The sequence below is a fragment of the Nitratireductor sp. XY-223 genome (genome assembly GCF_004959855.1).
Classification (GTDB): domain Bacteria; phylum Pseudomonadota; class Alphaproteobacteria; order Rhizobiales; family Rhizobiaceae; genus Hoeflea_A.
The window spans coordinates 1-12987 of sequence record NZ_SPNT01000009.1 but is presented as its reverse complement, the minus strand read 5'-3'; the positions used below and the strand labels follow the sequence as shown (position 1 = coordinate 12987).

Below are 12987 nucleotides of genomic sequence, written 5' to 3'. Positions count from 1 at the left end.
CCGGACAGTCAGTGCGCGACGGCGGCGGCGGCCGCTTCGTCGATCAGGCGGCCCGTGCGGAAACGCTCGAGCGTGAAGGGCGCGTTGATCGGATGCGGCGCATCGTTGGCGATGGTGTGGGCAAAGACATGCGCCGACCCGGGCGTCGCCTTGAAGCCGCCCGTTCCCCAGCCGCAATTGACGTAGAGCCCGGGCACCGGCGTCTTGGCGAGGATCGGCGAGCGGTCGGGCGTCACATCCACGATGCCACCCCAGGAGCGCAGCATCTTCATCCGCGAGAAGATCGGGAACATCTCGCAGATGGCGTCGAGCGTGTGGGTCAGGATATGCAGGCCGCCGGTCTGCGAATAGGAGGTGTACTGGTCGGTTCCCGCGCCGATGACGAGTTCGCCCTTGTCCGACTGGGAGATATAGGCGTGCACCGTGTTGGACATGACCACGCACGGGAAAATCGGCTTGACCGGTTCCGACACCAGCGCCTGCAGGGGGTAGCTCTCGAGCGGCATCTGGACGCCTGCCATCTCCATGAGGACCGAGCTGTGGCCGGCGGCGACAACGCCGACCTTTTTCGCGCCGATGAACCCGCGGGTCGTCTCGACGCCCTCGACCGCACCGTTCGCCGCCCGCCTGATCCCGGTGACCGCGCAGTTCTGGATGATGTCGACGCCGCGGTTGGCGGCGCCGCGCGCATAGCCCCAGGCGACCGCGTCATGCCGCGCATTGCCGCCGCAGCGCTGCAGCGCCGCGCCCATGACCGGATAGCGTGCTGTCTTCGAGATGTTCAGCGGCGGGCAGTATTCCTTCGCCTGTTCGGGCGTCAGCCATTCGTTCTGCACCCCGTTGAGCCGGTTGGCGTGGATGTGGCGCTGGGCGCCCTGCACGTCATGGACATTGTGCGCCAGCATCATCACGCCGCGGGCCGAATACATGACGTTGTAGTTCAGGTCCTGGCTGAGCCCGTCCCACATTTTCATCGCGTGGTTATAGAGCGCGGCGCTTTCGTCATAGAGGTAGTTCGACCGGATGATCGTGGTGTTGCGGCCGGTATTGCCGCCACCCAGCCAGCCTTTCTCGACGACGGCCACATTGGTGATGCCGTGCTGCTTGGCAAGGTAGTAAGCGGCGCCGAGTCCATGGCCGCCGGCACCGACGATGATCACGTCATACTGTTTTTTCGGTTCCGGGGACGTCCACTGCTGCGGCCAACCCTTGTGGCCGCGCATGGCCTCCCGGGCGACCGCGAAAATCGAATACTTCCGCATGCGTATGACTGGCTCCCGTTCGAACGGTCAATGTGGACTTCTGTGATGGCAGATTTAGGCAAGTCGCATTTGTTTTATTGCGACGCGCGACGCCGCGCCATCCGACCAGCGAAGAGTTTTATCCTGTGTTCGCGAAAATAATCAATTCCCGCCCCGGACTCTGGACTTGAACCGCGAATTCTGTTAGTTGCCTATCAGCCGCGAGGTCCGAGGACTTTCGCGAACCAGAATGTATTTGCCAACGCAATATCCAGATATTGATGCGCTGGCCCAACACGAAATCGGAAGGAACGGGATCAGGTGCAGGTACTTGTCCGCGACAACAATGTAGACCAGGCGCTTCGTGCGCTGAAAAAGAAGATGCAGCGTGAAGGCATTTTCCGCGAAATGAAGATGCGCGACTTCTACGAGAAGCCGTCTCAGAAGCGCGCCCGCGAGAAGGCCGAAGCCGTCCGCCGTGTCCGCAAGCTGGCACGCAAGCGCGCACAGCGTGAAGGTCTTCTGGTCGGCCGCGGCGGCCGCTAGATCTGCCATTTTTCAAACGCAATTTGTGCGTTTTGTGGGGCGGGGCGATTTGTTCGCCACCGCCTTTATTTGTGGGTTTTGGGACCTGAAGCGCCCGCGACAGAACGATCCGGACAGGGCAAACGAGGGACAGACGGGTGACTGCAGACAACACCACGGGTGCCGGCATCAGGCGTTTTCCCACATGGCTGGCGATAGCCGCGTCGGCCCTTGCGCTTTCCGCCTGCCAGGCGACCAATCCCGAAAGTGTCATCAGCATTGAGCGGGCGCAGGGCTCGGAAGGCAATATCGCCTCGCTGACCCAGGTGATCGCCAACAATCCGAACGATGCGGAAGCCTACAATGTCCGCGGCAGCGCCTATGGCCGCGCCGGCGACTTCCAGAAGGCGCTGAAGGATTTCAACACGGCGCTCCAGCTCAATCCGAACCTGTACCAGGCCTACGCCAACCGGGCGCTGGTCTATCGCGGCATGGGCGATCTCGCCGCCGCATCGAACGACTACAACAAGGCGCTGCAGATCAACCCGCGCTACGACGTCGCCTATATCGGCCGCGGCAACATGTACCGCGAGGCCGGCCAGTCGAACAACGCCTTCAACGACTACAACCGCGCCATCAATCTCGACACCACCGATCCCCGCGCCTACAACAATCGCGGCCTGATCTACCAGCAGCGCGGCCAGCACCAGCAGGCCATCGAGGACTTCTCGAGATCCATATCGCTCTCACCCAGCGCACCGCTGCCCTACAACAACCGGGGTCTGTCCTATCTGGCGCTGGGCGACGAGGAAAATGCCTTTACCGACATCAACAAGGCGCTGCAGCTCGACAAGAACATCGCCGAGGCCTGGGTCAACCAGGGCCTGATCTACGAGCGCCGCGGCGAGACCACGAAGGCCCGCAACGCCTACGCGCGGGCAGCCCAGCTCGACCCGAAATACCAGCCAGCCAAGGACGGGCTCGCCCGCGTCCGCGGCTAGCAAAAACGCTACGTTTATAAAAAAACCCGCCGGACCGGCGGGTTTTTTGTTTTTGGCGGTCAGTCGATCGACTTAACGATGTCCTCGGTCATCTTCTTGGCATCGCCCAGCAGCATCATCGTGCCGTCCTTGTAGAACAGCGTGTTGTCGATGCCGGCATAGCCGGAGCCGAGCGAGCGCTTGACGAAGAGGCACGTCTTGGCCTTGTCCACTTCCAGGATCGGCATGCCGTAGATCGGCGAGGTGGGATCGTCACGCGCCGCCGGGTTGGTCACGTCGTTGGCGCCGATCACATAGGCGACGTCAGCCTGGGCGAACTCGGAGTTGATATCCTCCAGCTCGAACACCTCGTCATAGGGCACATTGGCCTCCGCGAGCAGCACGTTCATGTGACCGGGCATGCGCCCGGCGACCGGATGGATCGCGTATTTGACCTCAACGTCGTTCTCCTTGAGCAGGTCCGCGAGTTCGCGCAGCGCGTGCTGGGCCTGTGCAACGGCCATGCCGTAACCCGGTACGATGATGACCTTCGAGGCGTTCTGCATCAGGAAGGCGGCGTCCTCGGCGGAACCGAGCTTGACCGACCGGTCCATGTCGTCGTCCGCGGCGGCCGCCGTTTCACCGCCGAAACCGCCGAGGATCACGGAGATGAACGAACGGTTCATGCCCTTGCACATGATGTAGGACAGGATCGCACCGGACGAGCCGACCAGCGCGCCGGTGATGATCAGCGCCAGGTTGCCGAGCGTGAAGCCGATACCGGCCGCGGCCCAGCCCGAATAGGAGTTGAGCATCGACACGACGACGGGCATGTCGGCACCGCCGATGGGAATGATGATCAGGACGCCGAGCAGAAGCGACAGCACGACGATCAGCCAGAAGACGAAGGTGCTCTCGCTGACGACCAGGATCGCCACCAGCACGACAACCGCAATGCCGAGCCCGGCATTGATGGCATGGCGCATCGGCAGCATGATCGGTTTGCCGGACATGCGTCCGTCCAGCTTGAGGAAGGCGATGATCGATCCGGTGAAGGTGATCGCGCCGATCGCCACGCCGATCGACATTTCGATCAGCGCCTGCGAATGGATGTCGCCGACATCGCCGATGCCGAAGGACGTCGGCGCATAGAGCGCCGCCGCAGCGACCAGAACCGCTGCCAGGCCGACCAGCGAGTGGAAGGCTGCCACGAGCTGCGGCATCGCCGTCATCGGGATGCGGCGCGCCACATAGGCGCCGACACCGCCGCCGGCGGCAATGCCGATGACGATCAGGCCGATGCCGCCCGCCGAGGGCGTTGTCAGCGCGAGCGTCGTCACGATGGCAATACCCATGCCGATCATGCCGTAGACATTGCCGCGTCGGCTGGTCGTCGGATGCGAAAGCCCCCTCAGGGCAAGAATGAAGAGAACGCCCGAAACAAGGTAGAGGAAGGCCGCGAAACTCTCAGACATCAATCAGCCCCTCACTTCTCTTTTTTCTTGTACATGGCCAGCATGCGCTGGGTGACGAGGAATCCGCCGAAGATGTTCACCGAGGCAAGCACCAGCGCGATGAAGCCGAAGCCGGTCGCCAGCCCGCTTGCCGATATCCCGACGGCGAGCAGCGCGCCGACGACGATGACGGAGGAAATGGCGTTGGTGACCGCCATGAGCGGCGTGTGCAGCGCCGGCGTCACCGACCAGACGACATAGTAGCCGACGAAGATCGCCAGCACGAAGATCGCGAAGCGGAAAACAAACGGGTCGATGGCGCCACCGCTCGCCCCGTGCGCCGCCGCTCCGGCGGCGTCGGCTGCCGCTGGCATGTCGGTCACCGCCTGGCGGACGGCTTCTGCGGCGGATTCGAGATTATCCAGCGCTTTGTCGACTGCGGAATTTGCCATCATGCATCTCCCTTTGCGTCATCGGCACCGCCGAAATTCGGGTGCACAATCTTGCCGCCATGGGTCAGCATGGTGGCTTTCACGAGTTCGTCTTCCGGATCGATCGCCAGCGTTTTCGCGTCCTTGTCGATCAGCGTCTCGAGGAAGGAAAGCAGGTTTTTCGCATAAAGCTGCGAGGCGCTGGCGGCGATCCGGCCGGCAACATTGTTGTAGCCGATCACCCGCACACCCTCGACCTCGGCGATCTCGCCCGCCTTGGCGCCCTCGACATTGCCGCCGCGTTCCACCGCGAGATCGACGCAGATGGATCCGGGCCGCATCGATTTCAGCATTGCCTTGCTGACCAGTTTCGGTGCCGGCCGTCCGGGAATGAGTGCCGTGGTGATGACGATGTCCTGCTTGGCGATATGGTCGGCGACGAGCGCAGCCTGCTTGGCCTGGTACTCCTTGGACATTTCCTTGGCGTAGCCGCCGGCCGTCTCCGCCGCCTTGAATTCCTCGTCCTCGACGGCGATGAACTTGCCGCCGAGCGACGCCACCTGTTCCTTGGCTGCGGGGCGCACGTCCGTCGCCGAGACAACGGCGCCGAGCCGCCGTGCGGTGGCGATCGCCTGCAGTCCTGCGACCCCGGCACCCATGACGAAGACCTTTGCCGCCGGAACGGTGCCCGCGGCCGTCATCATCATCGGCATGGCGCGTTCGAACTCATGGGAAGCGTCGATCACCGCCTGGTAGCCGGCAAGGTTCGCCTGCGACGACAAGACGTCCATGACCTGGGCGCGGGTGATGCGCGGCATCAGTTCCATGGCAAAGCAGGTCAGTCCGGCCTTGGCCAGCGATTCAAGCGCTTTCTCGTTGCCGTAGGGATCCATGACCGCAATGACGGCGGCGCCCTTCTTGTAGTTCTTGGCCTCGGCATCCGTCGGACGCCGGACCCGCAAAACGACATCTGCGGTCTTCGCCCCGGCCGCGGTGCCGAGTTTCGCGCCCGCCTCGGCAAATGCTTCGTCGGGAACCTTCGAGCCGGCGCCGGCGCCCTTCTGCACCACGACGCCAAGACCGAGCGCGACCATCTTCTTAACGGAATCGACCGAGGCGGCGACGCGGGTTTCGTCGGGGTGGGTTTCTTTAGCGATGAAAACGGTGCTGGCCACTCTTCACTCCTTTGGACTGGAAGCGCGCCGAGAAGATGCCGCAGCCGCATCGCGCGGCAGCGAGGCGTCCGGCGCGGGCCGGTAGGGCCCTACCTGAGCAGGTAGAAACCGGCGACGAAAAGGATGACTGCAACGAGCGTGGCGGTAATGAAGCCGGCCGCGGTGAAAAAGCCGATGGCCATGGCGATCAGAATGATAGCACAGATCAGCGTGCCGAATTTGGCAAGCATCAGGAACATGCTGTAGGTTTTTTCGTGTTCCGAATAGTCCATGTCGGCACCCGTTTCGACGGGTCCGGTGTTCTGTTCAGCCATGAAGATTCTCCCCTGCCAAGCCGGCTGAGTCCGCGACGAAGCACGAACGATCCCGTCTTGAATTCCGTTGCAAGCCAGCCCCGAGAACGGTGTCTTCGGGCTGACGAAAGACATTCGCAGCATCGAATACACAATGCTGCGCTGCAGGGCAAGTCGTACGAGGAAAGCGGGCGGCTCGGCGCCCGTATTGCGGAAATCTTGGACGATACGGCTGTCCGGCCGGTATCTGGACAACCGGATCGTCTGGATTGCTTACCGCCCGCTAGGCGGCCTGGAGGTAACGGGCCGTCGGCCGGATGGTCAGCGGCATCGTGCCGAGTTCTTCCTGCGGCGCGAACATCATGCGCCTCTCAAAGGGCTGCGATCGGAAGAACGGGTAGCGTCTGTATACCTTGGGCAGCTCGTTCGGAACGTCTGCGGCCAGCAGCGAGAAATCGATATTGTAGCCCGGGCAGTTGATCAGCGGACCGGCAACGAGCTTGGAGCCGAAGACCCGCCGGTAGAAGGCCACGTGGCGCGGCGGCACGAACGAAAGGCAACGCTCGGCCTCGAAGAACTCGATGGCCATGGTCGCGATGCGCAGGGTCAGGTAAGGCAGCGCCGGCAGATCGTCAAAGACGTCCGGATCGGAGGCGTGACGGACCGGATCGATAAGCGTCATTCCCGCGTCGAGAAAGGCGTCGACCTCTTTCGGAAACAGATTGCGGGCCGGGCTGACCCGGTGATCCGGCGTCACGTGATGGATGCGCAATGAACTGATCAGCGTCTCGTCGCAGTAAACGCCGAACACATGGGCCTGCGGATCGAAATCGATTTCGTCGACGAAGAGGCCCCCATTGTCGGGAACGTGCATTCCCGCCTTTTCGTAGGCCTTTTGCCGAAGGTTCGATACGTCCTCGAAATCTTCCGCGCTGGTGATGCGCCGGTACTCGATGCGATCCATCACATCGAACAGCTTTTCAGTGAAAGTGGGTTGTACGCCTGCTTGCGTCATCTGCCGCCCCAGATGCTGGTTAACGATTGCTTAACCGTAGCGGATCGACGGACAATATAAAAGTTGAATCAAATAATAGAGGCCATTAACTTCATATTAAGGTTAACGCGCAGCTTCGGCGCGCGAAGGCGCCCGGCATGGATCTGTATCGGCTGTCGGGAATATCGCGCGCATCGGAACTAGAGGCGCGCTCGCCGGCGGCGGCGACCAATCACCGCGCTGCAAGGTTATCGACAATTGACTGGGGTTCGGCCGTTGAGTGGCCGCCGGATGTTCCTATCCGGCCAGCGCGTAATCCGGCCGGACATCGCTGCCGGCTGTCAACTGGCCGGCCTCCACGGAGTCGGCGAATTGCGACAGGAGGGAATCGAATTTCTCGGGCGCGTCGAGAAACGGCGCGTGGCCGGACTCGTCAAAGACAATGCATCTTCCCGCGAAGAGGCTCTCGCCCGAAAATGCCTGCATATAGCCCGTGCGCGCGATCGGATCATGCCTGCCCTGCAGCAGGCAGACGGGCGTGTTAGTCGTCTCCACCCGTTTCCTCTGGCCGTGCCCCGTGCTTCCCATCACGCTGCGGGAAAGAAACGGCCGCATCTTTTCGTCGGTGCGGCAAAGCGCGTCGACAAATTCACCCTGGCAATGGCCGTCAAGACAGGCCTGTTCGAACCGTTCGGCATCGGCGCGGCTGAACTTGGCCTTCGAAATCAGCAGCAGGTTCTTGGAGATGTGCAGCGAGCGGATTATGCCGAGCGGCCCGCCCACGGCCGGCGGCGCGCCGAACGTAAGAACACCTGCGACCTGCGGAACCGTATCGAGCATTTCATAGGCGACATGACCGCCAAGCGACCAGCCGACGACGATGCACCGCTCGATGCCCCGCCATTTTATGAAATCGGTGATCGCGGATGCGAAACCCGCATAGGAATAGGTCGCTTTTGGATCGACAGCGTCCTCGGACGCGCCGTGGCCCGGCAGATCGACAGCGATGAGATGATGGTCACGAAGCTGCTGGCCGCCGAACTGCAGCTTGAAAATCTCCTTGGAAAACCCGGAACCATGAAGAAACACGATCGGCATTTTCTCACCGGCTCGCTCTGTATAGGCAAGCGCTCCGGCGCCGGAATTCTCGAATATCAGTGTTTCTTGTTCCAAAACCGTTCTCCACCAAGGATCACGTGCACGTATTCGCGCGCTGTTCCACCATAGACTTCGCGGCTTAAAAAAAACCTAAGCTTGCCTGTTCGATTTTATTCGTTAGAAGCGTGATAAGTTAGCGAAACGTTCGCAATGTGTTTCTGATCGGGTCCGTGAAAACAGGCAGGGAATGACAACCGTGATCCTTGATGGGCTTGTTTGCTTGATTGCCATTGGAATACTGGGCACACACGTCTGGTCGATGCAGTGTCATTTCGACGTCGACGTTAAAAACATGCCGAAAGGCATGAACCTGTTGTCGCTATTGGTTCTGGTCAGCATGGTGTGCATGACCATTTTGACCTTTGCCGGACCGCAGCCGGCCGCCGCCCAACTTATCGGTCTCCTCATGCTGGCGGCGAGCGCAGTACTGTTTTGGGCGGCGATCCGCGAGTCTTCCAAGGCCGGCCTGTTCGCCGCGTTTGACGAGAAACTGCCCGGCAGCCTCTTACAGACGGGTCCCTATTCCTACGTTCGTCACCCGTTCTACACATCGTATCTGTTGTTGTGGACCGGCTGGGCGATTGCGACCTGGAACGCCTGGGCCCTTGTACCGCTCGCGGCGATTTACCTCGCATACTGGCTTGCCGCCAGCGGCGAGGAGCGCAAGTTCGCCTCCACGCAAATGGCCGGCGAATACGCGGACTATGCGCAAAGGACCGGCCGCTTCTTTCCGAAACTGTTCGGTCGCGGCTGACGGCACACGAAAACCGGTAAGGCTATGAGGAGGCCGCGACGGCGGCCTGCTTCGCAGCGGACCTGTTGGAGGCGAGCTCCGCGATGCCGCTGTTGGGCATCGGCATGCCGAAGATGAACCCCTGGATAAGGTCGGCGCTTCGGGTCGAGCGGATCAGTTCAAGCTGTTCCTCGGTTTCGACGCCTTCAACCACGATCTCCAGCCCCAGTTCGCGCGACAGGTGGACGACACCCTTGAGCAGCTTCAGCGTGCGCTCGTCGTTGGCGATGTCGGAAACGAAGGACCGGTCGATCTTCACCTTGTCGAGCGGCAGGAGGTGCAGGTAGCTCAGGCTCGAATAGCCTGTGCCGAAATCGTCAATGGCGATCGTGACGCCCTTTGCGTGCAACTCCTCGAGGATGGCCTTTGCTTTCGCGGCATCCTGGACAAATGCGCTTTCGGTCACCTCGACCTGAAGCCGCCTTGCGTCGAGCCCGGCGGCGCTGAGCGCCTCCGTGACCATCGACACGATCTCCTTGTTGCGAAGATCGTTGGCGGAAAGATTGACGGACACGGATGATCCGTTAGGCCAGCCGGCGCAGTCGCGGCACGCGACGTTCAGCATGTGGCGGGTGAGTTCGCCGACGATGCCCATCTCCTCTGCAAGCGGAATATAGTCCGCGGGCGAGACGGCACCGAAATCAGGGTGGTACCAGCGCGACAGCGCCTCGCAGCAGGCAACCTGCACGGTGTCCGCCGTAAACATCGGCTGATACACCACTGTAAAGGACTTTTCCCGCACCGCATCGCGCAGGGCGGCCTTCAACTTCTGGCGCTGCGTGTATTTCTCGTCCATCTCCTCGGCGAAGATCACCCAGCTGTTCTTGTCCTGGTGTTTCGTCTCGTAAAGGGCAAGGTCGGCCTTGATCTGCAGGTCGTCGAGCTTGAATTCCGCCTTCGAACCGATCACCACGCCGGCGCTGAGGCTGACAAACAGCTTGTTGCCGTTGATCAGGTAGTTTCCGCGCAGGGATTCGAACAGCTCCGACATGACATTGTCGACATCTTTCTCGTCACGCACATCGCGGATGAAGATCACGAATTCATCGCCGCCGAAGCGCGACAGCGTCATGCGCTCGTCTGCCAGGCCGGACAGCCGCGCCGAGATCGCGCACAGCAGCCGGTCGCCCGTCATGTGCCCGTTGGTGTCGTTGACGTGCTTGAAATCGTCCAGGTCGATCACGGCCAGGGCGAATTTCTCGTCTTCGCCCATATTGCGGACCGCGTTTTCGACAATCTCGGAAAAATAGCCGCGGTTCGACAGCCCGGTCAGGCTGTCGTAGCGCGCCATGTGGACGATTTTCTCCTCGGCCTTGATGCGCGCGGTGACGTCCTCGAAGATCAGGACGACGCCGTTCCCCTTGCGCCGCTTGGCGCTGAATTCAAGGTAGAGCTCCTCGGAGAAGTAAACCAGCGCCCGCGACTCCTCGCCGGCGATCAGCGACTTGAGCTGCCGCTGGATGATCTTCGCCCGTCCGGAGGTGATCACGCCCCTGCGCACACCGTAGCGCAGAACCGCCATCAGCGAGTGGTTGCGCAGCGAATCCCTGTCGGGCGCGGAGAGCAGTTCGGCGGCCTTCTTGTTCGCAACGACGATACGGCCGTTTTCATCGAGCATGAAAAGGCCGTGCGGCATGTTGTTGAGTGCCGCGTTGAACCGGTCGGCGATGATGGCGATCTCCCGGCGGCTCAGCACGTTTTCGTAGAGGAACTCGCGGACCCCGTTGGCCATGGATATGGTTGTGGCGACAAGCGGAATGATGAGGACGGCCAGAACCACCATGTAAATGTTGCCGGCAAGGAGCAGGCTGATCATGATCGGCATGCAGGCCGCCAGGGTGATCACATAGACCGTAATCTTGGTGCCGAAATTCCTCCCGACGACCGACACCAGCAGGCTCAGCGTGATCGAAAGAACGGCGATCTCGGCAAAGGTGTCGCGCGTGACCAGAAATGCGTAACCGCACATCGCGCCGAGCAGAAAAGCCGTCATTCCGCCGCCGACGATGGAAATCCGCTCCCACCATGCAATGGTTTGCCGGTCATCGGTGGAAAACTGCACCTTGTCGAACAGCGACATGGAATAAAAGCGCGCCAGCCAATTGACCAGGATCGCGCAACCGAAGGCGATATAGGCCGGATCTTTCACCTTGAGAAACAGGAGCGCACTGACGGTGACGTGCGCAATCATGCCGGCGAGCAGCGTCATCCGGTTCCCGTAAAGGGACCGGACAAACGACAGATAGACATCTGTCGGAATTTGCTCGTGCTGTTTTCCGCCCATCAACACCAATCCTTAAATATGTTACGAGACGTACCGTAAAAGCATTAAGGAAGGTTTGAGATATTCAAAACCGGGGGTTGCAGGGCAGGCAATTGCACGCTATCGGCACCCGGTTGAGGCGACCTATGCCCCCGGGCAGTGCCAGATACCGCAATTGCGGACTATTCCGCCGCCTGCGCCACGATCGCCTCGCCGTCGAGAAACGCCCTCTTCAGCCCGTCACGCTCTTTCTCCGCCGCCCGGATGCTGGCGTTCTTGACATGTCCGTAACCGCGGATCTTTCCCGGATAGCTCAGCAGCGCGACACCGGCCTCCAGGCGGTCTTGCGTCACGGCGCCGCCGACCTCGTCAAGCAATGCCTCATAGTCGCGCAAAAGCCGGCGCTCCTCGCGCCGTTCTGCCTGGTAGGAAAAAGCGTCGAGCGGCGTGCCGCGCAGGCGTCGGAGCGACGCGAGCACGGAAAACATGCGCATCATCCACGCGCCGAAACGCCGCTTTTGCAGGTGACCGTTCTTGTCGCGTTTGGATAGGACCGGCGGCGCCATGTGGAACTCCAGCCGGTCCCAGCTTTCGAACTGGTTCTTCAACTCGGCTGTGAAAGCGCCGTTGCTGTAGAGCCGCGCGACTTCGTATTCGTCCTTGATCGCCATCAGCTTGAAGAGGTTCCGCGCCGCCGCATCGGTCAGGGAGCCGGGTTTTCCCGCCAGCTTTTCTTCCACCTGCCTGATGCGCTCGACACGGGTGCGGTAGCGCCGGGCGTAGCGCCGGCTTTGATATTCAGTCAGGAATTGCACCCGTCGCTCCACCACCTCGTCGACCGTTTGCGAGATGCGACGCACCGGATCCGGCTCGCGCTCAGCCGCCATCAGGTCGCGCACGGCGCCGGGGTCATGCGCCGCCCGGCGTCCCCACCGGAACGCCGCGATGTTCATTTCCGCCGCCTGCCCGTTAAGTTCAATCGCGCGCTCGATCGCTTCTTCCGACAGGGGCAGCCCGCCCTTCTGGAAGGCGATGCCCAGCATGAACATGTTGGCGGCGATGGCGTTGCCGAACAGCCGTGTCGCCGCGCCCGTGCCGTCGAAATAGACGGTTCGGTCCTCGCCCGCCGCTTTGAGGATTTCCCGTTTCAGCCGCTCGATCGGCAGCGAGAAATCGGCATTCCGGGTGAAATCGCCGGGCATGATCTCCGCCGTATTGGCGACAAACATGGTTTTCCCCTCGTGCACCGACGCCAGCACCTTGCGCGAACCCGAAACGACCAGGTCGCAGCCCAGCACCAGGTCTGCCTTGCCCGCCGGCACCCGGATCGCCGTGATATCCTGCGGGCGTGCCGCAATACGGACATGGGAAAGAACCGCGCCGCCCTTTTGCGCCAGTCCTGCCATGTCGATCATGCCGCAGCCCTTGCCTTCCAGATGGGCCGCCATGCCGAGGATCGCGCCGATCGTGACAACCCCCGTGCCGCCGACGCCGGTGATCACGCAGGCCCAGCCGTCATCCGGCAGATTGGCGGCCGCCCGCGGAACGCCCTCCAGCGGCTACCGTATGCACACATCTTTTTCCGACCGTTTGATTTGGGCCTGAAGTTTGCCGTTTGTCATTCCGATTCTATCTCCTCCTCCTGATTTGACGTTTCAAAGACGGTGCAGAGATGCTGCA

11 protein-coding genes and 1 pseudogene are annotated in these 12987 nt (G+C 61.6%); 3 read left to right on the top strand and 9 right to left on the bottom strand.

The features are described from left to right. Positions 1-8 precede the first annotated feature (8 nt). On the bottom strand, positions 9-1262 hold the full coding sequence (locus E4M07_RS23170) for a sarcosine oxidase subunit beta family protein (RefSeq protein ID WP_136660798.1): 1254 nt from the start codon (positions 1260-1262) through the stop codon (positions 9-11). A gap of 300 nt (positions 1263-1562) precedes the next feature. Here E4M07_RS23170 and rpsU point away from each other — a divergent pair, with 300 nt between their 5' ends. Then, a complete protein-coding gene (rpsU, locus tag E4M07_RS23165; RefSeq protein WP_136660797.1) occupies positions 1563-1787 on the top strand; it encodes a 30S ribosomal protein S21 in 225 nt (74 codons plus the stop codon). A gap of 167 nt (positions 1788-1954) precedes the next feature. Then, entirely contained in the window at positions 1955-2767 is an 813-nt protein-coding gene (locus E4M07_RS23160; protein WP_246660579.1) for a tetratricopeptide repeat protein, read from the top strand. A gap of 59 nt (positions 2768-2826) precedes the next feature. Here E4M07_RS23160 and E4M07_RS23155 read toward each other — a convergent pair whose 3' ends face one another. The 6 genes from E4M07_RS23155 to E4M07_RS23130 form a co-directional block, all read right to left on the bottom strand. Then, entirely contained in the window at positions 2827-4221 is a 1395-nt protein-coding gene (locus tag E4M07_RS23155; protein ID WP_136660795.1) for an NAD(P)(+) transhydrogenase (Re/Si-specific) subunit beta, read from the bottom strand. A gap of 11 nt (positions 4222-4232) precedes the next feature. Continuing rightward, positions 4233-4652, bottom strand: coding sequence for a proton-translocating transhydrogenase family protein (locus E4M07_RS23150; protein ID WP_136660794.1), 420 nt, complete (start codon positions 4650-4652; stop codon positions 4233-4235). Then, complete coding sequence (locus E4M07_RS23145) at positions 4652-5806, bottom strand: Re/Si-specific NAD(P)(+) transhydrogenase subunit alpha (protein ID WP_136660793.1); 1155 nt, start codon at positions 5804-5806, stop codon at positions 4652-4654. The genes E4M07_RS23150 and E4M07_RS23145 overlap by 1 nt, the downstream gene beginning before the upstream one ends. Positions 5807-5895: 89 nt before the next feature. After that, positions 5896-6120, bottom strand: coding sequence for an aa3-type cytochrome c oxidase subunit IV (locus E4M07_RS23140; protein WP_136660792.1), 225 nt, complete (start codon positions 6118-6120; stop codon positions 5896-5898). 262 nt (positions 6121-6382) lie between these two features. Further along, positions 6383-7114, bottom strand: a complete 732-nt coding sequence (locus E4M07_RS23135) for a hypothetical protein (protein ID WP_136660791.1) — start codon at positions 7112-7114, stop codon at positions 6383-6385. Between the two features lie 276 nt (positions 7115-7390). After that, positions 7391-8266, bottom strand: coding sequence for an alpha/beta hydrolase (locus E4M07_RS23130; RefSeq protein WP_136660790.1), 876 nt, complete (start codon positions 8264-8266; stop codon positions 7391-7393). A 205-nt stretch (positions 8267-8471) separates the two neighbouring features. On the opposite strand from E4M07_RS23130, the gene E4M07_RS23125 reads away from it, so the two are divergent. Continuing rightward, positions 8472-9005: an isoprenylcysteine carboxylmethyltransferase family protein gene (locus E4M07_RS23125; RefSeq protein ID WP_169054358.1), complete on the top strand. Its 534-nt coding sequence runs from the start codon at positions 8472-8474 to the stop codon at positions 9003-9005. 22 nt (positions 9006-9027) lie between these two features. On the opposite strand, the gene E4M07_RS23120 is transcribed toward E4M07_RS23125, so the two are convergent. Continuing rightward, positions 9028-11328, bottom strand: coding sequence for an EAL domain-containing protein (locus E4M07_RS23120; RefSeq protein ID WP_136660788.1), 2301 nt, complete (start codon positions 11326-11328; stop codon positions 9028-9030). Between the two features lie 161 nt (positions 11329-11489). Next, positions 11490-12908, bottom strand: a pseudogene (locus E4M07_RS23115) (DUF6537 domain-containing protein); the annotation flags it as partial. Positions 12909-12987 lie beyond the last annotated feature (79 nt).